The sequence below is a fragment of the Bradyrhizobium sp. RT6a genome, from assembly GCF_040547675.1.
In the GTDB taxonomy this organism is placed as follows: Bacteria; Pseudomonadota; Alphaproteobacteria; order Rhizobiales; family Xanthobacteraceae; genus Bradyrhizobium.
Genome location: NZ_JBEPQC010000007.1, coordinates 1 through 24405, shown reverse-complemented (window position 1 = coordinate 24405; position 24405 = coordinate 1). Strand labels below are relative to the sequence as shown.

The following is a 24405-nucleotide window of genomic DNA, read 5'->3' as shown; positions in this document are numbered from 1 at the left end:
GCACGTAGATCGTAGGGTGGATTAGCCGAAGGCGTAATCCACCTATTTGCTTTCCACGCTGAGGAGAGAGAGGTGGTGGATTACGCTTCGCTAATCCACCCTACCAGCGCTAAGAAAAACTAGCCGCCGGCTTCGCCGAAATGGACGTCCTCGAGCAGCGAGGAAGAGACGGACGGGACCTGGTCGCCTTCGCTGGCGCGGGAGATGGCAAGGCGGGTCTTGTTGAAGACGCTCTCGGCGCTGCCCTGCGCATTGAGGTTGTTGAGGAACTCGCTGACCAGCACGCTGTGCTCGCCCTTGCCGTCGTCGACGACCTTGCCCGGCGAGGCCGAGGAGAGGATCAGCGCATTGTCGGAGGCGCTGATCGGCGCGAGGCCGTGGCTGTAGGAACGGAAGCGGCGCTCATAGGGATTGCGGCGGGAGGCGTCGACCACGACGAGCTTGGCCTTGGCGCCCTGCTCCTTCATCATGTCGAGCACGCCCTCGATGGAGACGCCCTGGCGGCGGACATCGTTTTCCTTCCAGATCGCGGCATCGACCGGCAGCATGTAGCTCTCGCGGCCGGCCTGCACGCCGTAGCCGCCGAAGAACAGCATGACGACGGTGTCGCGCTTGATCCGGGACTTCAGGCGATTGACGGCGCGGACCATGTCGTCCTTGGTCGCGTCTTCCACCATGTCGACGTCAAAACCGTTCTTGCGCAGCGACGAGGACAGCGCGCGGGCGTCGTTGATCGACTGCGTCAGCGGCGCGGTGGCGTCGGGGTAATGTCCATTGCCGATGACGAGGGCGAGACGCGAGGCCTGGCCGATCGAGCCGGTGACCTGGTCGGTCGAAACGGCCTTGGCGGCATCGAGCGCCCGCATGTTGAGGGCAGCATGGGCGCCGATCACGAGCGAGACCGTGCCGATGAGGGCTGCGGCCACCGCGATCGTGCGTCGGGAAATGTCGAGCTGCGTTACATTCATCTCGCGTCATTCCTGTCAGTGCCAAAGACCAGCCAAGCACGCGCACACTGTTTGAGTAGCGCGATAGCGTCTTTGGGTTTGAGGGATTGGCCGGGGGTGTGCCCCCGAATTGCGCGCAATTTGCGGCGCCGCACCAAACAAACCCTTAACCGGATATCGCCTCCCCCGCAATAGATCGTCGAAAATTTGAGCTAAGCCACTGGAAACATGAGTTAATTTTCACTGCCCAATGTGTGATTTTTTTGCGTCCCCGTAGCCTTCCGGAGCCTGATTATGCAGGCTTCGTGCCGGCTTTTTCTGTGACCATCACCACATTTGTATTTCCTGCGAATCCGGGTAGCTTTTTCAACGACTTGCAGGGGGTGGCGCGCGGCTGGGAGCGTGCCGGCCGGCGCCCTCGGCCAAATTCCCGCGACCAGGTATTTCATGAGCTTCCAATATTTTGCCGGCGCCGCCTGCCGGGCGCTGACGGCGCGGAAGGACGGCCCTTCGCTTTACGACGTTTGCGATCCCGTATTGACCGCTGCGGCCAGCGGCGATCCGCATCTGGCCAAGTTCTACAAGACCGCGCTCGGCAATCCCGCATTGCGGGTGCTGCTGCGCCGGGCCGGACTGCCCGAGCTGCGCGACGAAGGCAAACTGGCCCGGCTGCGCCAGGCGCTGGTGCGCGCCCGCGACGAGGCCGAGCCCGATTGGGCGGCGGTCGGCCAGCCCGTCGCCGATCTCGTCGACAGCATCGCGCTGGATCATCCCAAGCCGCCGCCGGCCATGTTCACCGGCGCCACGCCGCAACAATCCCAGATCGACGGCGTGATCCGCGACTGCGCGCAGCATCTGCTGGGCTCGTACCGCAAGAATGGCTTTCTGCCGACCTACGCCGCGTTCAACCTGATCGGCGACCCCGATTTCCGCGGGCGCGAGCTGACCATGGCGCTCACGGGTCTCAACGCGCGCGGCTACAAGAACTCCTCGCTGCTGTTCAACCTCGCCCGTGTCTTCATCGCGCGAACGCCGGCGCGCGCCGTCGTCAATCCGCCCTGGCGAGGGGTTGCCGAACCGATGTGGGAGCCGGTGCAGATCCGCCACCGCTCGGCCTATTACGACGCGTTCTTCATCGAGGCGCTGTTGAGCTACGTCGAGACAGGGCTGGCCTCGCTCGCCGACAAGATGGCGGCGGAGCGCGCGGTCGCGGACATGGTCGATTTCTGCGTCAACATCAGCCGCGAAGAGGTCGAGGGCATCGACGGGGCGCGGTTCAACGTCATCACCGCGCTCGCGCCCGCACCGCATCCGCGCTTCTCGCGCTACTTCGCCCAGATCAAGCAGGACCTCGGTTTCGGCGTCTACGTGCCGGATTGCGACACCACGGCGTGCTCGATCTCCGCCGCGACGCAGGCCGGCTGCACCGATCCGATCCTCGACCAGCCGCTGCTGGATTTCTATGCGGGCTATCAGGTGCGCGCCGGCGTCAACGAGCCGCGCGTGACCGTGCCGCTCAACGACAATATCGACTACGAGGGCGGGGTTGCGACCTGGATCGACAACCTCAAGGGCGAGCGGCCCTATGGCAACGATCTCGATCCGACGCTCAATCTCGACATTCTCGAGGTCAGCTTCCGCAACCTCGCGCGCTGGAAAGTATTGGAGACACCGGCGCGGCTCGCCACCGTTCATCGCATCATCGGCTTCCAGAAGCGGCTGGCGGCGAGCGGCGCCTTCGCCAATCCGCGCTCGCACATCTATTATCTGCCGGAGCTCTACAGCGCCTATTTCGGCCGCTGCTATGCTGCTTTCCTGGCGCTGCCGCTGGCGGCGCAGGCGATCATCGATCCCGACGGCGATTTCGATTTCATCCGCCACCGCGTGCTCGCCTACGTCAAGGGCGAGCTGATGGCCGCCGAGATGAACGTGTTCGACGCAGCGCTCGCCCTGATCGCGCTCGGCCATCTCGGCGCCGACCCGCGCGCCTTTGCGCCGGCGCTGAACGTGATCGTGGCGAGTCTCGGCGAAGGCGGCCGCCGCGGCCCGTTCCGCGCCTATGAATGGAACAAGATGAAGACGCCGACGCGGATTTTGGTCGGCGGTCCGGAGGTCACGTCGGCATTTGTGCTGATGGGCCTAGCGGTGGCCAAGCGGGCGATGACGCGGGGATAGGTTTGGTAGGGTGGGTTAGCGAAGCGTAACCCACCACTTCTGCCGCCGTGGAGGCGAAAGAGGTGGGTTACGCCTTCGGCTAACCCACCCTACAAAACTTCGCTGATGACAGTAAGTTGAAAGCCGAACTGTCAGGCATATGCTGGCCGGGCGGACAAAAGCCGACCACAATTGCGCGGTCTATCGCAATTTCATCACACGCGGACCGGCATGTTGCGAAAATTCCTGATTGCGCTGTCATTGCTTGGCTTCTCCTTGCCCGGCTTGCCGTCGCCGGCTGAGGCCGCCGACATCACCGGCACCGCAAAGGTTCGCGCCGGCGACGCGGTGGTGATCGGCAACACGCGGATCAGACTCGGCGGCATCGACGCGCCCGCGGTCGACCAGCTCTGCCTCAACAACAAGGGCGAGCGCTGGACCTGCGGCATCGCGGCCCGCGACGAGCTCGCCAAATATGCCGACGGCAAGAGCTGGGTCTGCCATGCGAGGTCGATCGACCGGCGCGGCCGCACCGTGGCGCGCTGCGATGTCGGCGGCGAGGACATCCAGAAATGGCTGGTGCACACAGGCTGGGCGCTGGCCTACACCCGCATGTCGCACGACTATGAGGCGGACGAGAAGGCCGCACGGGAGGCCAAGGCCGGGATGTGGCAGGGCGCCTTCATCGCGCCCTGGGACTGGCGCGTGCGCAACAAGAAGACCACCATCCTCGGCGCCACCAAGCCGCCCGACGGCGCGCATGCGATCCTGCTCGCTTCGGCCTCGGGCCCGGTCGCGCCCTCGCCGGACTGCACCATCAAGGGCAATGTCAACACCGCCGGCGAGTGCATCTATCACCAGCCGACCAGCCGTTGGTACACCCAGATCAAGATGAAGATCAGCAAGGGCACGCGCTGGTTCTGCTCGGTGGAGGAAGCCGAAGCTGCGGGCTGCCGCGAGACTAAGAGATAGCCCACGTCAGACCTGCGTTTTCCGGCCTTTTCTTGCACCGCAGCGCCGCGTAAAAGTGTAAATCAGCGACCCACCGATCCTGTTCTCAGGCAACAAGGACCAACAGCAATGACCGTTCGCGCGGGCCGGGAATTTCTGGCCATCCCCGGGCCCACCAATATGCCCGACGAGGTGCTGCGGGCGATGCATCGTCCGGCGATCGACATCTACTCCAAGCAGATGACCGATCTGACCGAGAGCCTGCTCAGCGACATCTCGAAACTGTTTGCGACCAAGGGCAAGTCCTACATCTACATCGCCAACGGACACGGCGCCTGGGAAGCGGCGCTGAGCAACGTGCTGTCGCGCGGCGACAAGGTGCTGGTGCTCGAAAGCGGACGGTTCGCGATCGGCTGGGGCAATGCGGCTTCCCTGATGGGTGCCGAGGTCGAGGTGCTCAAGGGCGACTGGCGCCGCGCGGTACGGCCGCACGAGGTCGAGGAGCGCCTGCGCCGCGACAAGGAGCACACCATCAAGGCCGTCGTCGTCGTCCAGGTCGACACCGCCTCAGGTGTGCAGAACGACATCGAGGCGATCGGCAAGGCGATCAAGGCGAGCGGCCACCCGGCGCTGTACATGGTCGACACTGTCGCCTCGCTCGGCTGCATGCCGTTCGAGATGGACAAATGGGGCATCGACGTTGCGATGTCGGGCTCGCAAAAGGGCCTGATGACGCCGCCCGGTCTCGGCTTCGTCGCGGCCAACGCGCGCGCGCTCGAGGTCCAGAAGACCGCCAACATGAGCACACCCTATTGGAGCTGGAGCGAGCGCGAGGGCAGCGAGCACTATCGCAAATATGCCGGCACCGCGCCGGTGCATCTGTTGTTCGCGCTACGCCAGGCGATCGACTTGTTGCACGAGGAAGGGCTTGAGAACGCCTTCCGCCGCCACAGCCTGCTCGGCGAAGCCGCGCGCCGCGCCGTCGGCGCGTGGTCCGAAGGGCAGGTGCTTGGCTTCAACGTCGCGGAAGCCAGCGAACGCTCCAACACCGTGACCACGGTGACCATGAGCAACGGCCACGATCCGGCAATCCTGCAACGCTATTGCAAGGAGAAGTGCGGCGTCGTGCTCGGCACCGGCATCGGCGATCTCTCGGGACAAGCCTTCCGCATCGCCCATATGGGCCACGTCAACGCTCCGATGCTGCTCGGCACGTTGGGGGTGATCGAGGTCGGGCTGAATGCGCTGAAGATCCCGCACGGCAAAGGCGGGCTCGAAGCGGCAGTTGCGTATCTCGGCGAAGAGGTGGCGGCGTAAACCTGTCGTTCCGGCGAAGGCCGGGACCCATACCGCGTGATCTATCGACAGAGCGCGGTCGCAGTACCGAGGACCGTTTCACTCCGAGTCTTCGCCAAACTCCTCCCTGGGGTTATGGGTCCCGGCCTTCGCCGGGACGACCCGGTTGCTTTAGCCGATACGCTTCAACCTGCGCCTTCAGCTCATCCAGCGACGCAAGTGGCGCCTTCGGATCGACCCGATATTCCCCGTGCGCCAGCCACGACAGCACCTTCGCATCGACGATCGGCGAATGGTGGATGACGTCGCCGTAGTTGCCGAGGTCGTGCGTCACGTCCTTGATCGCCCGGAAATCGTACAGGCGCACATTGGGAAGCTGGGTCAGGCGCTGCGCCATGACGGCGGTGAGGTCGGTGACGATCTTCAGCGTCGCAGGCGAAGCATCGCGCATCGCGACGAATTGCAGGATCGAATAGGGCGGGAAGTAGATGTCGAAGGTCACGTCCGGATGGCGCGCGATCAGGCCGACGGCGTCATGCTCGAAATGCCGCACCATGGCGTCGTAACGATAGCCTTCGCCGAGAAATCGGCTGCGTACGGGATCGGTGATATAGGCGAAGGCCGCGAGCGTCCTTTTCGCATTATAGGCGCGCGCGACGTCGACATCCCGCGGCAGCGCATAGATGTCGTCGACGTCTTCAAGCGCAAACTTGATTGGCAGAAAAGGCGCCGCCCGGGTCAGCGGCTGCCGCAACGGCGGAACCGACCGGAGCAATGCGAACAGGGATTCCTTCGCCATGGCCGCACTGAACAGATACGACGCGATGCCTTTTGCTGTCCCGCGATAGAGATCGGCAGAGAGATAAGGATCCGTCTCGATGTCGGCCGCATCGACAAAGATGAAGTCGTCCATCTGCCAGATCACGCGCTTTGCGCCGCGGTCGATTGCCTGCTCCAGCACAAAACCCTGCTGGCGCGAATTGGACCCGGTCATCGCCAGCTTCAACGAGTGCACGCCAAGCGCATGGTCGATGTCGCTCTGACGGAAATGGATCGCGAGCGAGGTGCCCATGAAGGCGGTGTCGAACGACTGGCTGCGGATCAGCCCAACATTCTGCACGCGCGTGTCATCGGAATAGAACGGCGCGACGAGACGCGAGGGCCGAAACAGCTGCAGCGGATCGACGACATAGGTGAGCGCCGCCGCCCCGAGCACGCACGCGATGCTCGCGAGGAGAAGACGCCCTGGATGTGTGAACGCGCCGCGCATCAGAACCGGAAATAAATGAATTCGCTGTGACTCTGGATACCCAAAATCCCGAACGCAAGCACCAGCGACGCACCATAGAGAACCAGCGGCCGCATCCGTCCGGCCATCAGACCCTCGCCGACCCTGCGGTTGGCGTGGTCGTATTCCATGATACCTTGCGTGTTCGGCGCGAGCCACACCAGCGCGGCGTAGATCGTGACCATCACCAGCGCCGCAATCTCCTCGCGACCGAAGACGATGTTCGAGGGATCGGCCATGGCGTGAAGAACCCGCATGGCCCAATCGACCCGTTCGGCACGGAAGAATACCCAGGCCACAACGACGGCGAGAAATGTCAGCACGGCCCCGGCGACGCGAGTTGGGCTCGCGAGCAACTTCGGAACATTCGGCACCAGCGCGTTGAAAGCGTGATTGACGCAGAGATAGGCGCCATGCAGCGCGCCCCAAATGACAAAAGTCCAAGCCGCGCCGTGCCAGAGCCCGCCGAGCAGCATCGTCAGCAGCAAATTGACATAACGGAGCACGCGGCCGCGCCTGTTGCCCCCGAGCGGGATGTAGAGATAGTCGCGCAGGAAGTGCGACAGCGTCATGTGCCAGCGCCGCCAGAATTCGACGATGCTGGTGGCCTTGTAGGGCGAGTTGAAATTGACCGGAAGGAAGATGCCGAACATCAGCGATATCCCAATCGCCATGTCCGAATAGCCGGAAAAGTCGAAATAGAGCTGGAAGGTGTAGGCGAGCGCGCCAAGCCAGGCCTGATCAAAACTCGGCGCGCGCGCATCGAAGGCGAGCGCGACCAGCGGCTGGATGCCGTCGGCAAGGCACGTCTTCTTGAAGAGGCCGATTGCGAAGATGATGAGGCCGCACAGGATCAGATGCCCATGCGGACGCTTGGTTTCCTCCCGTTCGAATTGCGGGATCATGTCCTTGTGGTGAAGGATCGGCCCCGCGATCAGATGCGGGAAGTATGTCACGAACAGCGCGTAGTGCGGCAGCGCGTAGGCCGCGACCTGCCCGCGCCATGCGTCGACCAGGAACGCGATCTGGGTGAATGTGTAGAAGGAGATGCCGACCGGCAGCAGGATGTGGACCGCAAAGTGCGTGCCGGCCAGCGCGTTGATGTTCTCGGTGACGAAGCCGGCATATTTGAAGATGCCAAGCACGAGGAGGTCGCCGGCGACGCCGAAGGCAAGTGCCGCCTTTCGTTGCGACGGAGCAAGCTTCGCCACGATCAGGAGGTGGCCTATGCCGTAGTTGAAGGCGATCGATATCAGCAACAGGGCGACGAACTGCCAGTTGCCGATGGCATAGAAGGTGAGCGAGGCCACCGCCAGCCAGATCACCGGGGCCAGATTGCTGCGCAGCCCGAGCCAGAAATAGCCAGCCAGCGCGGCCGGCAGGAACAGCAGGATGAACGGGTAGGAATTGAACAGCATCAGGCTGGACCGGCGGCGGGGATAGGAAGCCTAAAGCATAGAAGAGACCGATCAACAACCCGGCGAGTTGGCGCTGTAGCGCTGGCAATTCGCGGAATCGGGACGATATAAGGCAGGACGCATCTGAATGAGGATCGAGTGACACAAGCCAGAACACCTTCCCAGCCTCCCGTCGCCCCGCGCCGGCCGCATTCCTTCACGCGGCACGGCATTACCGTGACCGACGACTATGCCTGGCTGAAGGACGAGAAATGGCAGGAGGTGCTGCGCGACCCCGCGGTGCTCGATCCCGACATCCGCAAATATCTCGACGCAGAAAATGGCTACACCGAGAGCCTGCTCGGCCACACCGCAGCCCTGCAGAAGACGCTGGTGCGCGAGATGCGGGGGCGGATCAAGGAGGATGATTCCAGCGTGCCGTCGCCGGATGGTCCCTTCGCCTATTTCCGCAAATTCCGCGAAGGCGGTCAGCACGAGCTGTTCGGCCGCATGCCGCGCGATGGCGGCGAGGGCCACATCGTGCTCGACGGCGATGCGCTCGCCAAGGACCATACTTATTTCAAGTTCGGCGGCAGCCGGCACTCGAACGACCACAGGCTGCAGGCCTGGAGCGCCGACACCAAGGGCTCGGAATATTTCTCGATCCGCGTGCGCGACTGGGCGACCGGAAAGGACCTCGACGACGTCGTCGAGGAGACCGACGGCGGCGTGGTCTGGAGCAAGGACGCCACGTCGTTCTTCTACGTGAAGCTCGACGACAATCACCGCCCCATGCAGGTGTGGCGGCACAAGCTCGGCACTCGGCAGGCCGACGACACGCTGGTCTACGAAGAGCAGGATTCCGGCTGGTTCACCCATCTCCAAGAGAGCACCAGCGGCCGCTTCTGTGTCATCGCGGGCGGCGACCACGAGACCTCCGAGCAGCGGCTGATCGACCTCGCCCATCCCGACGCACCGCCGCGTCTCGTCGCGGCACGCGAGGAAGGCGTGCAATATTCGCTCGCCGACCGCGCCGACGAACTCTTCATCCTCACCAACGCGGACGAGGCCATCGACTTCAAGATCGTCACCGCACCGCTGGCTTCACCCGAGCGCAAGAACTGGCGCGATCTGATCCCGTCTCGTCCGGGCATCTACATCATCGATCTCGATCTCTATGCCGGCCACATGGTGCGGCTGGAGCGCGCCAATGCGTTGCCGTCCATCGTGATCCGCGACCTCGCCTCCAACGAGGAGCACGCCATCGCCTTTGACGAAGCGGCCTATTCGCTGGATACGATGGGCTCCTACGAGTTCGACACGACGAACTTGCGTTTCGCCTATTCGTCGATGACGACGCCGTCGGAAGTCTATGACTACGACATGGTCAAGCGCACGCGCACCCTGCGCAAGCGGCAGGAGATCCCGTCCGGCCACAATCCTGCCGATTACGTCACCACGCGCATCATGGCGAAGGCGCATGACGGCGCCGAGGTGCCGGTCTCGATCCTCCATCGCCGCGGGCTCACGCTCGACGGTGCGGCGCCGCTGCTGCTCTACGGCTACGGCTCCTACGGCATGGCGATGCCGGCTTCGTTCAGCGCCAACCGGCTGTCGCTGGTCGATCGCGGCTTCGTCTATGCCATCGCCCATATCCGCGGCGGCGCCGACAAGGGCTGGGGCTGGTATCTCGACGGCAAGCGCGAGAAGAAGACGAACTCGTTCGACGATTTTGCCGCCAGCGCACGCGCGCTGATCGATACGAAGTACACCAGTGCAAAGCGCATCGTCGGCCACGGGGGCTCGGCTGGCGGCATGCTGATGGGCGCGGTGGCGAACCGCGCTGGCGAATTGTTCGCCGGCATCGTTGCCGAAGTGCCGTTCGTCGACGTGCTCAACACCATGCTCGACGACACGCTGCCGCTGACGCCGCCGGAATGGCCGGAATGGGGCAACCCGATCGAGAGCGAAAAGGATTTCCGCACCATCCTGTCGTATTCGCCCTACGACAATGTCGCGGCGAAAGACTATCCCGCCATCCTGGCGATGGGCGGGTTGACCGATCCGCGCGTCACGTACTGGGAGCCAGCCAAATGGATCGCGCGCCTGCGCGCAACCATGAGCGGCGGCGGCCCGGTCCTGCTCCGCACCAACATGGGCGCCGGCCACGGCGGCGCCTCGGGACGCTTCAACCGGCTCGATGAAGTCGCGATCGTCTATGCGTTCGCGCTGTGGGCGGTGGGAATGGCGGAGGCGGGGGTGTAGGCGCTCATATGCCTCCCCATCGTCGTCCTGGCGAAAGCCAGGACCCATACCGCGTGATCTATCCGATAAAGTCGGTGTCAATACCGCGCGAAAACACGACGACTCCGAGTCTTCGCCAAATTACTCCCAGGGGTAATGGGTCCTGGCTTTCGCCAGGACGACGACGGAGATTGTGAGACGAGTTGTCGTCCTTTACCTTCCGTTCGCCTTCCGCCATGCGGCAAAGTCGGTCAGCGTCTGCGGGTCCGTCGCCGGATAGAGACCGAAAATGCCGCGGCCCTTGTTGACTTCCTCGGTGACGAAGTCCTCGAACGCGGTCATCTCGAAGGTCTCGTTGGCGATCTCCTCAGTGAGATGCGCGGGAATCACGATCACACCGTCGCTGTCGCCGAGAATGACGTCGCCAGGAAACACCGGCGCGTCACCGCAGCCAATGGGAGCGTTGATCTCGATGGCGTGATGCAGCGTCAGATTGGTCGGTGCGCTCGGGCGGTGGTGGTAGGCGGGGATACCCAGCTTGGCGATCTCGGCCGAGTCACGGAAACCGCCATCAGTGACGACACCGGCGACACCACGCTTCATCAAGCGCGTGACCAGGATCGCACCGGCGGAAGCGGCGCGCGCGTCCTTGCGGCTGTCCATCACCAGCACGCTGCCTGGCGGGCAATCCTCGACCGCCTTGCGCTGCGGATGGGAGCGATCCCTAAAGACGTCGATGGTGTTGAGATCCTCGCGGGCCGGCATATAGCGCAGCGTGAAGGCTTCACCGACCATGGTTGGCTGGCCGGCACTGAGCGGGTGCACATCCTGGATCATCTGGATGCGCAGGCCACGCTTGAATAACGCGGTGGCGACGGTGGCGGTGGAGACGGATTTGAGCTTGTTGCGGGTGGCTTCGGTGAGTTTGGTCATCTCGTGCTCTTTCATGGTCGTCATTCCGGGGCGATGCGTCAGCATCGAACCCGGAATCTCGAGGTTCCGGGTCTGGTCCTTCGGACCATCCCGGAACGACAGAAACTAGTAAATCGAGGGCTCGCCGATCGGCCCGCCGAAATCGGTCTCGAGGAAGTCGAAGTCGCAGCCGTCATTGGCTTGCTTGATGTGCTTGGTGAACATCCAGCCATAGCCGCGCTCGAAGCGACGCTCGGGCTGCTTCCACGCGGCGCGGCGCTTGTCGAGCTCGGCTTCCGACACATCGAGATTGATGGTGCGGGCGGCGACATCGAGCGTGATGCGGTCGCCGTTCCGCACCAGCGCCAGCGGCCCGCCGACATAGGATTCGGGGGCGACGTGCAGAATGCAGGCCCCGTAGCTGGTGCCGCTCATGCGCGCATCGGAGATCCGCACCATGTCGCGGACGCCCTGCTTCACGAGCTTGGTCGGGATCGGCAGCATGCCCCATTCCGGCATGCCCGGCCCGCCCTGCGGCCCCGCATTGCGCAGAATGAGGATGTGGTCTTCGGTGACGTCGAGATCGGGATCGTCGACCGCCTTCTTCATCGAAGGGTAGTCGTCGAACACCAGCGCCGGGCCGGTGTGCTTGAGGAAGCGCGGGGCGCAGGCGCTCGGCTTGATGACGCAGCCGTCGGGCGCGAGATTGCCCTTGAGCACGGCGAGTGCGCCTTCCTTGTAGATGGGATTGTCGATCGAGCGGATCACGTCGTCATTGTGGACCTCGGCGTGCGCGATGTTCTCGCCCAGCGTCTGGCCGGTGACGGTGATGCAGTCGAGATGCAGATGCGGCTTGATCTGCCCCATCAGCGCCGGCAGCCCGCCGGCATAGAAGAAGTCTTCCATCAGATAGGCATCGCCGCTCGGCCGCACATTGGCGATAACGGGCACCTTGCGGCTCGCAATCTCGAAATCGTCGAGGCCGATATCGAGACCGGCGCGGCGAGCCTGCGCGATCAGATGGATGATCGCATTGGTCGAACAGCCCATCGCCATCGCCACTGCGATCGCGTTCTCGAACGCCTTGCGGGTCTGGATCGTCTTCGGCGTCAGATCTTCCCAGACCATATCGACGATGCGGCGGCCGCATTCGGATGCCATGCGGATATGGTTGGCATCAGCGGCGGGAATCGAGGAGGCGCCCGGCAGCGTCATGCCGATCGCCTCGGCAATCGCGGTCATGGTGGAAGCCGTGCCCATGGTCATGCAGGTGCCGTAGCTGCGCGCAATGCCGGCTTCGATGTCGAGCCAGTCCTTCTCGGAGATTTTCCCGGCGCGCCGCTCGTCCCAGTATTTCCAGCCGTCCGAGCCGGAGCCGAGCGTCTTGCCCTTCCAATTGCCGCGCAGCATCGGGCCGGCCGGCAGATAGATCGCCGGAATGTTCATCGAGGTCGCGCCCAGCAGCAGCGCGGGCGTGGTCTTGTCGCAGCCGCCCATCAGCACCACGCCGTCGACCGGATGGCTGCGCAGCAGCTCCTCGGCGTCCATCGCCAGCAGATTGCGATAGAGCATGGTGGTCGGCTTGAGCAGCGATTCCGACAGCGACAGCGCCGGCAGCTCCAGCGGCAGGCCACCCGCCATCAGGATGCCGCGCTTGACGTCATCGACGCGCGACTTGAAGTGCATGTGGCATGGCTGCGCGTCCGACCAGGTGTTGAGGATCGCGATGATGGGGCGGTCCTTCCACTCCTCCGGCGCGTAGCCCATCTGCATGGTGCGGGAGCGATGGCCGAACGAGCGGAGATCGTCGGGTGCGAACCAGCGCGCGCTGCGGAGCTGGTCGGGCGTCAGTTTCTTCTTGGTCATGATTGGGTGCCCCATTTCTGCACGGTGTTCCGCTCGATGGCGCGGAAGATCAGGTTTTCGACAAAAAGCCCGATGATGATCACCGTCAAGAGGCCGGCGAAGACCGCAGGTATGTCGAGGAGGTTGCGGTTTTCGAAGATGAACCAGCCGAGCCCGCCCTGCCCCGACGATACGCCGAACACCAGCTCGGCCGCGATCAGCGTGCGCCAGGCAAAGGCCCAACCGATTTTGAGACCGGTCAGGATCGAGCCGAACGCCGCGGGGATCAGGATTTTCGCCACGTAGGGCAATCCGCGCAGGCCGTAATTGCGGCCGACCATGCGCAGCGTGTTGGACACGCTCTTGAAGCCGGAATGGGTGTTGAGCGCGACCGGCCACAGCACCGAATGGATCAACACAAACACCAGACTGCCGTTGCCGAGACCGAACCAGATCAAAGCGAGCGGCAACAGGGCGATCGCCGGCAGCGGATTGAACATCGCCGTAACAGTCTCGAGGAAATCGGTGCCGATGCGGGTCGAGATCGCGAGCACGGTGAAGATCGCGGCGAGCGCGATGCCGGCCGAATAGCCCATGAACAGCACTTTCAGCGACGCCCAGGCCCGCATGGGAATCGTGCCGTCCTTGACGCGGTCGTAGAGCGTAAGGATCGTGTCGTGCAGGGTCGGAAACAGCAGGGGATTGTCGAGGGTGAGGCCGTAGGCCTCCCAGACCGCCGCGAGGAACAGGATGATGACGGTCTTGCGGACAAAACCATCGTTCCACAACAGCTCGAGCACGCTCAGCTTGCGCTCGACTTCGGCTGCGCTACCGGCGACCGGCGCCTCACGTAGCAGAATCCTGGCTTCGCCCATGAAAGGCTCCCCTCAATGCGCCGTTGCTTCGGCGGCGAACAGGAGATCATGAATCTCCTTCTCGAGCCGGCCGGCACTGCCGTCGTCATTCGAGACCTTGTCGACGTCGACCACCTCGGCCTTGACGCGGCCGGGGTGCGGCGACAGCAGCAGGATGCGGTTGCCGATGCGGATCGCTTCCGCAATCGAGTGGGTCACGAACAGCACGGTAAATTTGGTCTCGCTCCAGAGCTGGAGCAGCTCGTCCTGGCAGGTTCGGCGCGTCAGCGCGTCGAGCGCGGCGAACGGCTCGTCCATCAGCAGGATGTCCGGCTCCATCGCCATGCCGCGCGCGATCGCGACGCGCTGCTTCATGCCGCCGGAGAGCGTGTGCGGATAGGCATCGACCACGCGGGTCAGGCCGACCTTCTCGATATAGGCCCGCGCCCGCGCTTCGGCGTCCTTACGCGACAATTTTCGCGCGGTCAGCAGCGGAAACATCACGTTGGCCAGCACGCTCTTCCAGGGCAGCAACTGGTCGAACTCCTGGAAGATCATCATGCGATCGGCGCCGGGACCGTGGATCTCGCGGTCGTTGATGGTCATGCGGCCTTCGCTCGGGCTCATATAGCCGCCGACGGCCTTGAGCAGGGTCGACTTGCCGCAGCCGGACGGCCCGAGCAGCACGAAGCGATCGGACTTGCCGACCGTAAAGCTCACCCTTTCCGTGGCGGTGACGACTGCGCTGGAGGTCTTGTAGCGCAGCGTCACGGAGCTGACGTCGAGCAGCGCCATCAGTTGCCCTTCAGATCATGGGCAACGGGGAGATAGTAATCAGTCCAGGCCTTGGGCTGGGTCTTCAGGGTCCCGGTCTTGAACAGATGGGCGGCGAATTTCATGGTGCCCTGCGGTTCGAGGTTCCACTCCATCATGCCGGGCTCCTTGAGCAGATCGAGCAGCTCTTCCACCGAGGTCTTGTCGCCGGTGATCTCCTTGTAGATTTCGACCGCCTGTCGGGTGTCGCTGCGGATCAGATCCTGCGCTTCCTTGGTCGCATCGCGCACGGCCTGGGTGATTTTCGGGTTGGCATCGGCGAACTTCGTGGTGGTGAAGAACTGCGCCTGGCTGAGCGGGCCTCCCATCACGTCAGGCGACGACAGCACGACATGCGCACCCGGCACGTTCTTCAGCTCGAGGAAGGTGAACGGCGGAATCGAGAAATGGGTGTGCACCTCGTGCTTGGCGTTGGACAGCGCCGCATAGGCGTCGGGATGGCCGAGCTGCACCGTGTTGACGTCCAGCTTCGACCATTGGTCGGCGCCAAAGGCTTCGGCGGCGGCGATCTGGAGCACGATCGCCTGGGTCGAGACTTTTACGGTCGGCACGGCGATCTTGTCGCCGGGGCCGAAATCCCTAATCGACTTGATGTTGGCGTCGCGGCTGATCAAGGTCATCGGCTGCGCCGAGGTCGCGACGATGCCCTTGACGCCGCCGCGGGTGCGGTCCCACAGCAGCAGCAGATTGCCGGTGCCGGTGTTGAGGATGTCGACGCCGCCCGCGAGCAGCGCGTCGGTCTGCGCACCGCCGCCGGAGAAGGTGACCCATTTGGTGGTGACACCGGCCACCCCGAGCTGGGCTGCGTGTTTCTCGATCAGCTTCTGCTTTTCCATGATGTGGCTCGGCATGTAGAAAATGCCGGGCTGGCGCGACAGCGAGATCTCGGACTTTTGCTGCGCCTTCGCGGGCGAGGACGTCAGCGCTGTTGCGGCGATCAGGGCGATGGCCGTGAGGCCGCACTGCAATTGCTTGATCATTGTTGTTCGTTTCCTCCGGCCGCCATTGACGAGCGATCTCACTGATGCGCTAATGCATTAGTGCATCAAAGGCAAGGCCGGCCGGAGCCCTTCGCATGGAAACAGCCCAATCCGCTCCCCGCGCGGCTGCCCGCCCGGGCGCGCGGCTCGACCGGGCCCGGCAGGCGGCACCGCAAGTGTTCGAGCGGCTGCGCAACGCCATCCTCGCGCTCGAACTGCCGCCGGGCTCGCCGCTGTCGCGCACGGATCTCGCCGCACAGTTCGGTGTCAGCTCGACGCCGATCCGCGACGCCTTGATGCGGCTGGAGGAAGAAGGGCTCGTCGACGTGTTTCCGCAGCACGCCACCGTCGTCAGCCGGGTCGATGTCGGTCGGGCCGAGCAGGCCCATTTCCTGCGCCAGGCGCTGGAGCTCGAAATCGTCCGGCTGCTTGCGCAGCAGCACAACGAAGCCCTGGTCATACGCCTCGACCACACGATCGCGCTCCAGCAGCAATTCGCCAAGGCCGGAGACTTCCAGAGCTTCATCGCCGGCGACAATGATTTTCACGCGCAGCTTTATGCCGCGGCCGGCAAGCAGGAGCTCTGGACGCTGGTGCGCAGTCGCAGCGGACATATCGACCGGCTGCGCCGGCTGCATCTGCCCTCACCCGGCAAGGCCCAGAACATCGTCCGCCACCACAAGCTGATCACGCGCGCGATCGAGGCCGGCGACGCCGATACCGCGCAACAGCATCTGCGCAAGCACCTGTCGGGCACGCTGAGCGAGCTCGACACGATCCGAAGCCACTATCCGGAATACCTGAGCGACTAGCCTATGGGGCCCGATTGTCGCGAGCGAGCGCTTGTGCACGTCACCGTGCATAACTTGGCGCAACCGATTCGCCTTTTGCGAGCAATTGTCGGATCTATGGCGAAGTGCTTGCAGGCCGGATGCAATCCGCGCAACAATTTCAGAGTTGATGGTTTGATTTGCGGTCGCTGGGAAACCCCATCCGGCCCGGAGGATACCAGACGTGGCCAACATCCTGATCGTGGATGACGACCCGGCCGTGCAGATGACGATTCGGCTGCTCCTGGAGAGGGCTGGTCATCACATCACCGTCGCCGGAGACGGCCGCAAGGGACTTGCGCTGTTCGAAGCCAGCCAGTTCGACCTGCTGTTTCTCGACATCTTCATGCCCGGCATGGACGGCCTGGAGACGATGCGCCACATCCGGGCGCTGCAGCCGGCGATTCCGATCGTCGTCATCTCCGGCCGTTCGTTCACGCCGGATGCTCATGCGGAGCCGGACTTCCTCAAGATGGCGACCAAGCTCGGCGCGGTGGCGAGCTTGCAGAAGCCGTTCCGGGCCGACGCGCTGCTCGCCGCGGTCGCTGGCTGCCTGGACGCGGCGCGGGCGGCATCGGTGAGGAATCCGGATGTCAGCACCGGCCGCCGATGACCAGAACCTTCATTCTGTTCCAACCGAGCACGGGCACGGCCTTTCGGGAAGCGGTGCAAATATCACCATGACGCTCGCTACGCGGCTCGCAATCGCGATGATCCTGCTGGTGGCGGTCACCGTGGCCGCAGTCGGCTGGCTCGGCTATCGCAACATCACCCAGGCCGTCATTCCGCGGGTCCTGGAGCGGATCGAAGCCCAGTCGAGCCTGCTGGCCACCCATCTTGAATCCTACGTTGCCGGCGCTCGTGGCGATCTACTCGGTTATCGCTCCGCCGCTGCCATCAATGGCCTGATCCGCGCCCATGTCGGTGGAGGCATCGATGCCGTCGACGGCGTTTCGGAGCAAACCTGGCGCGAGCGCATCGCAGCGCGGTTCGCAGCCGAGATCGACGCGAAACCGAGCTACGGGCAATTTCGAATTATCGGCCTTGACGACGACCAGCGCGAGCTGGTCCGCGTCGATCGCGCCGGCCCGAACGGAGCAGCACGGATCGTCCCCAACGGCGAACTCGAACGCAAGAGCGAACGAACCTATTTCCAGGAGACGATTCGATTGGCGCCGGGCGACGTCTATGTTTCGCCCCTCGATCTCGCCACCCGGCAGGGAGGAACCACGGACCCTCACATTCCGACGTTGCGCGTCGCGACGCCGCTGTTCACGCCGGATAGCAAGCCGTTCGGCATCATCATCGCCAATATCGACATGCGTCCCGCGCTCGATCGAATCCGCTCGACCGCGAGCGCCGGGGGAGAGATCTATGTCGTGAACGCGCGCGGCGACTATCTGGTCCATCCCGATCGCGCGCGGGAATTCGGCACATTGCGCGGCAGCGCAAATGACTGGCGCCGTGACTTTCCGTTCTTTGCAGCGCGGGCCGGCCTGCCGCAAGGATCGGCGCAGCTTACGAGCGACGGGTCGGGCCGGCCGAGTGGAGCGGCAATCGCGCCCGCGCTGCTTGCCGGCAAGGAGTGGTTGGCAGTCATCGAGACGGCCCCCTCCTCCGTGTTCAGCCGCGTTCCGGCGGCCATTCAAAAAACCTCCTCGCTGGTTGGCCTGCTTGCCGTCCTTGCCGCAGCTTTGCTTGCGATGCTGCTGGCGCGCTCATTGACGCGGCCGATCGGGCGTTTGACCGCGGCAGTGGAGGCGATCGGCAGCGGACGGCGCGCCGACATTCCCGTCGATGCGAGCGGAGAGACAGGCGTGCTGGCGCGGGCCTTTGCCCAAATGGTCGAAGAAACGAGAGCGAAGACGGCCGCTCTTGAACGCGAGGTCGAGGAACATCGCCGCACCGAGGCCGCGCGAAGCCATCATGAAGCGCGCGAGCGCTTGTTCAGCGCCGCCGTCGAATCCTCCGACGATGCGATCGTGATGCAATCGCTCGACGCCATCATCACCGGCTGGAATGCCTCCGCCGAGCGCCTCTACGGCTATCCGGCGAATGAGGCGATCGGGCAATCCACCTCGATTATCGTCCCACCCGACAGACGCGAGCAAGGCAAGGACTATTTGCGGCGGATCGCCGGAGGCGAGCCGATCGAACGCTTCGAGACGGTGCGCCTGCGCAAGGATGGCACGCCGGTCGAAATCTCACTCAGCCTGTCGCCGATCAGGGGCCCATCGGGCGAGATCGTGGGCGCCTCCGGCACCGCGCGCAGCCTGACCGAGGCGCGTCGGGCCGAGCGGGCGCTGCAGCAGCAGCTTGAGGAACGGCGACAACTTTTCGACACCTCGCAGGATCTGATCATGGTGATGGACGCGCGCGGCCACATCGCGCAGATCAGTCCGAGCAGCGAGGCCATTATCGGCTACCGGCCGGAGCAGATGATCGGCCGCAGCGGCGCCGATTTCATTCATCCCGGCCATCTCGACCAGTCGCGCGACGAGATGCGCGCGCTCAGGCGCGGCGAGCGGCTGAAGCTCGCCGACACCCGCTGCTTCCACAAGGACGGACGCGAGGTCTGGCTGTCCTGGCTCGGCAGCTGGTCCGACCACGCCCAGCGTTACTTCTTCGTCGGGCGCGACATGACCGAGGCGAGGCTCGCACAGGAATCCTTGCGGGAGAGCGAGCAGCTTGCGCGCAATATCGTCGAGACCTCCCTCGACGCCTTCACCCAGACAGACCACACCGGCGCCATCCTGAGTTGGAACTCGCAGGCCGAGAAGCTCTTCGGATGGACGCGTGAGGAGGCAATCGGCAAGAATGCGATCGAGCTTTTCGTCGCCCCCAGTGAGCGCGAAAGCGTCAGGGCCAGACTGAAGCTCTTTCTCGAATCCGAGCAACAATCGCTAGCCAATCCACGGCGCGAACTTTTGGTGCGGCGGCGCGACGGTAAGGAATTCAGGGCCGAGCTCAGCGTCACGGCGCTCCGGCGACGCGAAGGCGTTCTCCTCAATTCGTTCTACCGCGACCTGACCGACAAGATCGCGGCCGATGAACGCATCCGTCATGCCGAGAAGATGGAGGCGGTCGGCCAGCTCACCGGCGGCGTGGCGCACGACTTCAACAACATCCTCACCGTCATCACCGGAACGATCGAGATCCTGGCCGACGCGGTGGCCAAGGAGCCGGAGCTCGCGGCGATCACGAAGATGATCGACGAAGCCGCCGGCCGTGGCGCCGAGCTGACTCAGCATCTGCTGGCGTTTGCGCGCAAGCAGCCGCTCCAGCCGCGCGAGATCGACGTCAACGCGCTGATCATCGACACCGCGAAATTATTGCGGCCGACGCTGGGCGAGCAGATCCATATCGAATCGGTGTTCGAGGACGAGAACTGCGTCGCGACCGTCGATCCGAGCCAGCTCACCACCGCAATCCTCAACCTCGCGCTCAATGCCCGCGACGCCATGCCCGGCGGCGGCAAGCTGATCGTGGAGACGGGCGCGGCCTATCTCGACGAGGTCTATGCCAGCGTCAACGACGTCCCGCCGGGCCATTACGTGCTGATCGCCGTGAGCGACACCGGCAGCGGAATTCCCGCCAACATGCTGGCCCGGGTGTTCGACCCCTTCTTCACCTCGAAGGGACCGGGCAAGGGCACCGGCCTCGGGCTTTCGATGGTCTACGGCTTCATCAAGCAGTCCGCGGGCCATATCAAGATCTACAGCGAGGAAGACCACGGCACCACGATCAAGATGTATCTGCCGCCCGGCAAGACGCCGACGGCGGTCGGCGAGAGCGTGACGCCGGCGACCATCGAGGGCGGACACGAGACGATCCTGGTGGTCGAGGACGACCGGCTGGTGCGCGACTACGTGCTGGCACAGCTGCATTCGCTCGGCTACGTCACCTTGCAGGCTGCGAACGCCGCGGAGGCGCTCGCAATCGTCGCCGCCGGAAAACCGTTCGACCTCCTGTTCACCGACGTCATCATGCCCGGCAAGATGAACGGACGACAGCTCGCCGATGAACTGCAGAGGACGCGTCCCGATCTCAGGGTGCTCTACACGTCCGGCTATACCGAGAACGCGATCATCCATCACGGCCGGCTGGATTCGGGCGTTCTGCTGCTGGCGAAGCCCTATCGCAAATCGGATCTGGCGCGGGCCATCCGCAAGGCATTGAGCAGTTGATGTGAGGGGCCGTAGCCCGGATGGATCGCAGCGCAATCCGGGACGTGTCTTGCCGTGGACACGGATCCCCGGATTTCGCTACGCTCCATCCGGGCTACTGACCGATAAATTTACGACGCGCGCTGGGCCGCGGTCATCACGATCCGGATCAGATCGGCGGCATTGCGCGCACCGAGCTTCTTCATGATGTTGGCGCGGTGGTCCTCGATGGTGCGCGGGCTGATGCCGAGCGTGCGGCCGGCCTCCTTGTTGGAGGCGCCGGCGGCGAACTGCTCGAGCACCTCGCGCTCTCTGCGCGTCAACGGCTCGCGTCCGGGGAAATGCAGCGAACCGAACTTCGGCGCCGCGTTCTCCGACTGCCTGCGTGCATAGGCACCAATCGCCTCGTCGAGCCGGCCGACGATCTCGCTGCCGCGGAACGGCTTCTCGATGAAGTCGAGCGCGCCGCTCTTGATGGCCCCTACCGCCATCGCGATATCGCCCTGCCCGGAGATCATGAAGATCGGTGCCGGATAGTCTTCGCCGTGCAGCTCATTGAGAATGTCGAGACCCGACTTGCCGGGAATATGCACGTCGAGCAGGACCGCTGCAGGTGTGCGGCTTCGCGCGACGGAGAGCAATGCTGCGCCGTCCGCAAAACAGATCACCTCATAGCCCGCCGCCTTCAACACCATCGACAAGGTGTCGCGAACGGCAGCGTCGTCGTCGACCACGAAGATTTCACCGCGAGAGCTTTGTTCGGCCATGTGCCACACATCCGGTTGGCATGAAGGACTCGCGTCCGCCCCAACCGTTATGGCGTTCGGCGCGGATTCGGCCCACCGTATTTGTACGGGACATGGACATAACGCACAAGTAGCGGCAAGGCGCCTAATTGCAGAGGACGGAGAATATCCATGCTAAATTGGCGCTACGCCGCCTCTCGTCGCAATGCCCGAAATCGAGAGCCGTGAGCTGATTGCGGCTCACCTTCGCATGCTGATCTCGCAGATCGAGACCAGTATGCGCCGGACCGCCACAGCCATGGATCAAGAACACGGCAGCGATCCGGAAGGTTCCGCCGACGTCTTCGTGCTCGACGATGTCACACCCCGGCATGCCACGGCGATCGCCGCTCTCGATGGCTGCCGGGCCGGCCTTGGCAACGCCCTGGAATGCCTGTCGGAAGCCGGCAGCACGGTGTAGATCGCGATCGCTGCGACGCGGCAACCGCATTCTTTCATCGCATGGCGGCCCGCGGCTCAGGCGCGGTGCCGCTCCACGATCGCGTCGGTGGCGACGCCACCCCAGGTGTGCATCGCCGGCAGGCCCATCGCGGTCTTGCCGAGATTGGCGAGGCTGATGCGCAATGCGGCCAGATCCAGCGGCTTGGGCAGGCTCTGGAGCTCGATCCCGACGGAACGGGCGAAGCTGCGGGCGGCGCTGCGGCGCTTGCCGTCCATGCCGCTGATGACGATCACGGCGCCGCCAAATTTCGCCTTGGCCATCTCGCCCAGCACGTCGATGCCGTCGCCATCCTCCAGCACGAGATCGAGTGTCACGCAGTCGAAGCGCGAAGTGCGGAGTTTGTCGATCGCTTCGGCCACGGACGGCGCCACGGTGACTTCGTGGCCGGCCTGCTTGGCCGCGACCGTGATCAGGCTGCGCTGCGTGGCGTCGTCGTCGACCACCAGAAGCTGAAGTGCGCGCCGCTCGGCGCCGTCGGGCAGGTTTGACGGGAGAGGTGAGAAAGAGCTTCTGGGCATTACCGTATCCTGAGATTGAGACCGGCAATGGATACCCGGTTCGCGCTTAGGCGACGTAAAGCCGCGACGGCAAATTCAGTCGGATGTTTCAGCAAATGTGAACCAATGTCGCGGAGCACGGCGACGAGAAGCACGTGAAGATCACGCCGCCTCGTCACGGCCACCGGCGGCGCCGCGCTTCTTCCGGTTCTTGCCACGCAGGAATTGGATGTCCATTTCGACGCCGTTGACGCGCACCAGTTCGCAGCGGCGATAGGCAAGGCCGGTGGACGACAGCAGCAGGAAGAACTCTTTCAGGTTCAGGCCCTGAATCGAGCCTTCCACCGTCAGGACGGCGTCGGTGTCGGAGATCGCGTTGAGCTTGCAGTCGCGGCGCCAAGTGCCGTCGATGGCCATGATGCAGACATCATAGCCGCGACTGAATGTCACGCGTTCCGCGCCCTTGCCATCCTCGGCCATGCCTATCGTCCTGCCATGACCGCTACGCGCGGCGCGGCGCCGGCGAGAGCCGGCTTGGCGGCCGCGGCACGCGGATCGTTCGGCTTGTAGAGACCGCGCCGCTCCGGAATCGGTCTGAACGTGTCGGTCAGTCCGACCACCGTTTCGGCCGCGCCCAGCACCAGGAAGCCGTCTCCCTCGATCTGACGAGCCAGGCGGTTGAAGATGTTGATCTTGGTGTCCTGATCGAAATAGATCAGCACGTTGCGGCAGAAGATGACGTCGAAGGTGCCGAGCTGAGCGAAATCGTGCAGCAGATTGAGCTGCCGGTGCTGGATCATCGCCCGCAGCTCGGGATTGATCTGCCAGGTCTCGCCGGTCTGCTTGAAATATTTCATCAGCATCTGGATCGGCAGGCCGCGCTGCACTTCGAACTGGCTGTAGATGCCGGCCTTGGCCTTCTCGAGCACCTCCTGCGACAGGTCGGTCGCGATGATCTCGACGCGCCAGCCGGTCAGGGCCGCACCCATCTCCTTCAGGCTCATCGCCAGCGAATAGGGCTCCTGCCCGGTCGAGCCGGCGGCGCACCAGATGCGCACGCTGCGGCGGCCGGCGCGGGCCTTGATGATCTCCGGCATGATGGTGTCGCGGAAATGATCGAAGGGGACCTTGTCGCGAAAGAAGAAGGTCTCGTTGGTGGTCATCGCCTCGACCACGCTGGTGACGAGCGCGCCCGAGCCAGCGCCTTGCAGCTTCTGCACGAGCTCGCCGATGCCGGAGATGCCGGCCTTGCGCGCCAGCGGCAACAGCCGGCTTTCAATCAGATATTGCTTGTCTGCGGACAGATCGAGCCCGGAATGATCCCTCAGGAACTTACGCAGATACTCATACTCGGTCGGGGTCACGGATAGGCCTCTCGGAAGCTGTACTGGGAACACTCTGGCTGGAACACTCGGCCAGATAACTCAGACCATGGCTTGTCCGACCGGGATCAAGCCGACTTCAGCGAATTTGTCGGCGATGATGTCTTTGTCGAAGGGCTTCATGATGTACTCGTTGGCGCCGCCGCTGAGCGCCTGAGCGATATGAGCCACGTTGTTTTCGGTGGTGCAGAACACGACCTTGGGCTGGTCGCCGCCCGGCAGGCGGCGCATGTGGCCCATGAACTCGAAGCCGTCCATCACCGGCATGTTCCAGTCCAGCAGCACAGCGTCGGGCAGCTTGTGCTGACAGACCTCGAGCGCTTTGGAGCCGTCCTCGGCCTCCGTGACTTCGAATTCCAGGCCTTCCAGGATCCGGCGTGCGATCTTGCGCACGACGCTTGAATCATCGACCACCAAACACGTCTTCATTTCGGTTCTCCGGCTTCGATGTTTTGGGCTCACGCAGCCATCTGCACTTCGGTTTTGAGCTCGAGGACGCGGTCGACGTCGAGGACGACCATGAGCTGGCCGTCGAGACGGTGGACACCGCCGGCGAGCTTGGCCATGCGGGGGTCGAGAT

General features: G+C 64.0%; 21 protein-coding genes and 1 pseudogene. 8 read left to right on the top strand and 14 right to left on the bottom strand.

The window, feature by feature from the left end:
* Positions 1-119 precede the first annotated feature (119 nt).
* Positions 120-968 carry a caspase family protein gene (locus ABIC03_RS29445; protein WP_354063264.1) on the bottom strand — a complete coding sequence of 283 codons (849 nt, stop codon included), beginning with the start codon at positions 966-968 and terminating at the stop codon, positions 120-122.
* 426 nt (positions 969-1394) lie between these two features.
* Between ABIC03_RS29445 and ABIC03_RS29440 the strand changes: the two genes are divergently transcribed.
* The 3 genes from ABIC03_RS29440 to ABIC03_RS29430 all read left to right on the top strand — a co-directional run bounded on the left by ABIC03_RS29440 (position 1395) and on the right by ABIC03_RS29430 (position 5369).
* On the top strand, positions 1395-3122 hold the full coding sequence (locus ABIC03_RS29440) for a hypothetical protein (RefSeq protein WP_354063262.1): 1728 nt from the start codon (positions 1395-1397) through the stop codon (positions 3120-3122).
* 210 nt (positions 3123-3332) lie between these two features.
* Entirely contained in the window at positions 3333-4073 is a 741-nt protein-coding gene (locus tag ABIC03_RS29435) for a thermonuclease family protein (protein ID WP_354063260.1), read from the top strand.
* A gap of 108 nt (positions 4074-4181) precedes the next feature.
* Positions 4182-5369, top strand: a complete 1188-nt coding sequence (locus tag ABIC03_RS29430; RefSeq protein ID WP_354063258.1) for a pyridoxal-phosphate-dependent aminotransferase family protein — start codon at positions 4182-4184, stop codon at positions 5367-5369.
* A 112-nt stretch (positions 5370-5481) separates the two neighbouring features.
* Here ABIC03_RS29430 and ABIC03_RS29425 read toward each other — a convergent pair whose 3' ends face one another.
* Together ABIC03_RS29425 and ABIC03_RS29420 are read right to left on the bottom strand one after the other, a co-directional pair.
* Positions 5482-6618 (bottom strand): hypothetical protein, encoded by a 1137-nt coding sequence (locus ABIC03_RS29425; RefSeq protein ID WP_354063256.1) that lies wholly within the window; start codon positions 6616-6618, stop codon positions 5482-5484.
* Complete coding sequence (locus tag ABIC03_RS29420) at positions 6618-8054, bottom strand: MBOAT family O-acyltransferase (RefSeq protein WP_354063254.1); 1437 nt, start codon at positions 8052-8054, stop codon at positions 6618-6620. The genes ABIC03_RS29425 and ABIC03_RS29420 overlap by 1 nt, the downstream gene beginning before the upstream one ends.
* A 138-nt stretch (positions 8055-8192) precedes the next feature.
* On the opposite strand from ABIC03_RS29420, the gene ABIC03_RS29415 reads away from it, so the two are divergent.
* Entirely contained in the window at positions 8193-10298 is a 2106-nt protein-coding gene (locus tag ABIC03_RS29415; RefSeq protein ID WP_354063252.1) for a S9 family peptidase, read from the top strand.
* Positions 10299-10490: 192 nt separating this feature from the next.
* Here ABIC03_RS29415 and ABIC03_RS29410 read toward each other — a convergent pair whose 3' ends face one another.
* From ABIC03_RS29410 to ABIC03_RS29390, 5 genes are all read right to left on the bottom strand, one after another.
* Positions 10491-11210, bottom strand: coding sequence for a ribonuclease activity regulator RraA (locus ABIC03_RS29410; protein ID WP_354063250.1), 720 nt, complete (start codon positions 11208-11210; stop codon positions 10491-10493).
* A 105-nt stretch (positions 11211-11315) separates the two neighbouring features.
* Complete coding sequence (gene araD, locus ABIC03_RS29405) at positions 11316-13055, bottom strand: L-arabinonate dehydratase (RefSeq protein WP_354063248.1); 1740 nt, start codon at positions 13053-13055, stop codon at positions 11316-11318.
* The gene (locus ABIC03_RS29400; RefSeq protein ID WP_027515055.1) at positions 13052-13909 is read right to left on the bottom strand and encodes an ABC transporter permease; all 858 of its coding nucleotides are present in this window, start codon (positions 13907-13909) and stop codon (positions 13052-13054) included. The genes araD and ABIC03_RS29400 overlap by 4 nt, the downstream gene beginning before the upstream one ends.
* A gap of 12 nt (positions 13910-13921) precedes the next feature.
* On the bottom strand, positions 13922-14683 hold the full coding sequence (locus ABIC03_RS29395; protein ID WP_354063246.1) for an ABC transporter ATP-binding protein: 762 nt from the start codon (positions 14681-14683) through the stop codon (positions 13922-13924).
* The gene (locus ABIC03_RS29390) at positions 14683-15702 is read right to left on the bottom strand and encodes an ABC transporter substrate-binding protein (RefSeq protein ID WP_354063244.1); all 1020 of its coding nucleotides are present in this window, start codon (positions 15700-15702) and stop codon (positions 14683-14685) included. Before ABIC03_RS29390 ends, ABIC03_RS29395 begins: the two co-directional genes overlap by 1 nt.
* Before the next feature lie 95 nt (positions 15703-15797).
* Between ABIC03_RS29390 and ABIC03_RS29385 the strand changes: the two genes are divergently transcribed.
* From ABIC03_RS29385 to ABIC03_RS29375, 3 genes are all read left to right on the top strand, one after another.
* Positions 15798-16514 carry a GntR family transcriptional regulator gene (locus tag ABIC03_RS29385; protein ID WP_354063242.1) on the top strand — a complete coding sequence of 239 codons (717 nt, stop codon included), beginning with the start codon at positions 15798-15800 and terminating at the stop codon, positions 16512-16514.
* Positions 16515-16716: 202 nt separating this feature from the next.
* Positions 16717-17145, top strand: coding sequence for a response regulator (locus ABIC03_RS29380; protein ID WP_354063240.1), 429 nt, complete (start codon positions 16717-16719; stop codon positions 17143-17145).
* Positions 17123-20719: a PAS domain S-box protein gene (locus ABIC03_RS29375; protein WP_354063238.1), complete on the top strand. Its 3597-nt coding sequence runs from the start codon at positions 17123-17125 to the stop codon at positions 20717-20719. Before ABIC03_RS29380 ends, ABIC03_RS29375 begins: the two co-directional genes overlap by 23 nt.
* 110 nt (positions 20720-20829) lie before the next feature.
* Here ABIC03_RS29375 and ABIC03_RS29370 read toward each other — a convergent pair whose 3' ends face one another.
* Positions 20830-21465, bottom strand: coding sequence for a response regulator transcription factor (locus ABIC03_RS29370; RefSeq protein ID WP_007604420.1), 636 nt, complete (start codon positions 21463-21465; stop codon positions 20830-20832).
* 229 nt (positions 21466-21694) lie between these two features.
* Here ABIC03_RS29370 and ABIC03_RS29365 point away from each other — a divergent pair, with 229 nt between their 5' ends.
* Positions 21695-21904: a hypothetical protein gene (locus ABIC03_RS29365; RefSeq protein ID WP_354063235.1), complete on the top strand. Its 210-nt coding sequence runs from the start codon at positions 21695-21697 to the stop codon at positions 21902-21904.
* A gap of 56 nt (positions 21905-21960) precedes the next feature.
* Here ABIC03_RS29365 and ABIC03_RS29360 read toward each other — a convergent pair whose 3' ends face one another.
* The 5 genes and pseudogenes from ABIC03_RS29360 to ABIC03_RS29340 all read right to left on the bottom strand — a co-directional run.
* Positions 21961-22464, bottom strand: a complete 504-nt coding sequence (locus ABIC03_RS29360) for a response regulator (protein WP_354063232.1) — start codon at positions 22462-22464, stop codon at positions 21961-21963.
* A 141-nt stretch (positions 22465-22605) separates the two neighbouring features.
* Entirely contained in the window at positions 22606-22923 is a 318-nt protein-coding gene (locus ABIC03_RS29355) for a PilZ domain-containing protein (protein WP_275174420.1), read from the bottom strand.
* A 2-nt stretch (positions 22924-22925) separates the two neighbouring features.
* Positions 22926-23807, bottom strand: a complete 882-nt coding sequence (locus ABIC03_RS29350; RefSeq protein WP_275174421.1) for a CheR family methyltransferase — start codon at positions 23805-23807, stop codon at positions 22926-22928.
* 60 nt (positions 23808-23867) lie between these two features.
* Positions 23868-24254 carry a response regulator gene (locus ABIC03_RS29345; RefSeq protein ID WP_007598955.1) on the bottom strand — a complete coding sequence of 129 codons (387 nt, stop codon included), beginning with the start codon at positions 24252-24254 and terminating at the stop codon, positions 23868-23870.
* Positions 24255-24283: 29 nt separating this feature from the next.
* Positions 24284-24405: pseudogene (locus ABIC03_RS29340) on the bottom strand (chemotaxis protein CheW); the annotation flags it as partial.

Coding starts and splice junctions, on each gene's coding strand:
- ABIC03_RS29370 (WP_007604420.1), bottom strand. CDS start 21,465: ATGGCCGAACAAAGCTCTCGCGGTGAAATCTTCGTGGTCGACGACGAC.
- ABIC03_RS29440 (WP_354063262.1), top strand. CDS start 1,395: ATGAGCTTCCAATATTTTGCCGGCGCCGCCTGCCGGGCGCTGACGGCG.
- ABIC03_RS29385 (WP_354063242.1), top strand. CDS start 15,798: ATGGAAACAGCCCAATCCGCTCCCCGCGCGGCTGCCCGCCCGGGCGCG.
- ABIC03_RS29355 (WP_275174420.1), bottom strand. CDS start 22,923: ATGGCCGAGGATGGCAAGGGCGCGGAACGCGTGACATTCAGTCGCGGC.
- ABIC03_RS29445 (WP_354063264.1), bottom strand. CDS start 968: ATGAATGTAACGCAGCTCGACATTTCCCGACGCACGATCGCGGTGGCC.
- ABIC03_RS29395 (WP_354063246.1), bottom strand. CDS start 14,683: ATGGCGCTGCTCGACGTCAGCTCCGTGACGCTGCGCTACAAGACCTCC.
- araD (WP_354063248.1), bottom strand. CDS start 13,055: ATGACCAAGAAGAAACTGACGCCCGACCAGCTCCGCAGCGCGCGCTGG.
- ABIC03_RS29420 (WP_354063254.1), bottom strand. CDS start 8,054: ATGCTGTTCAATTCCTACCCGTTCATCCTGCTGTTCCTGCCGGCCGCG.
- ABIC03_RS29410 (WP_354063250.1), bottom strand. CDS start 11,210: ATGACCAAACTCACCGAAGCCACCCGCAACAAGCTCAAATCCGTCTCC.
- ABIC03_RS29345 (WP_007598955.1), bottom strand. CDS start 24,254: ATGAAGACGTGTTTGGTGGTCGATGATTCAAGCGTCGTGCGCAAGATC.
- ABIC03_RS29390 (WP_354063244.1), bottom strand. CDS start 15,702: ATGATCAAGCAATTGCAGTGCGGCCTCACGGCCATCGCCCTGATCGCC.
- ABIC03_RS29435 (WP_354063260.1), top strand. CDS start 3,333: ATGTTGCGAAAATTCCTGATTGCGCTGTCATTGCTTGGCTTCTCCTTG.
- ABIC03_RS29375 (WP_354063238.1), top strand. CDS start 17,123: ATGTCAGCACCGGCCGCCGATGACCAGAACCTTCATTCTGTTCCAACC.
- ABIC03_RS29400 (WP_027515055.1), bottom strand. CDS start 13,909: ATGGGCGAAGCCAGGATTCTGCTACGTGAGGCGCCGGTCGCCGGTAGC.
- ABIC03_RS29365 (WP_354063235.1), top strand. CDS start 21,695: ATGCTGATCTCGCAGATCGAGACCAGTATGCGCCGGACCGCCACAGCC.
- ABIC03_RS29425 (WP_354063256.1), bottom strand. CDS start 6,618: ATGCGCGGCGCGTTCACACATCCAGGGCGTCTTCTCCTCGCGAGCATC.
- ABIC03_RS29430 (WP_354063258.1), top strand. CDS start 4,182: ATGACCGTTCGCGCGGGCCGGGAATTTCTGGCCATCCCCGGGCCCACC.
- ABIC03_RS29360 (WP_354063232.1), bottom strand. CDS start 22,464: ATGCCCAGAAGCTCTTTCTCACCTCTCCCGTCAAACCTGCCCGACGGC.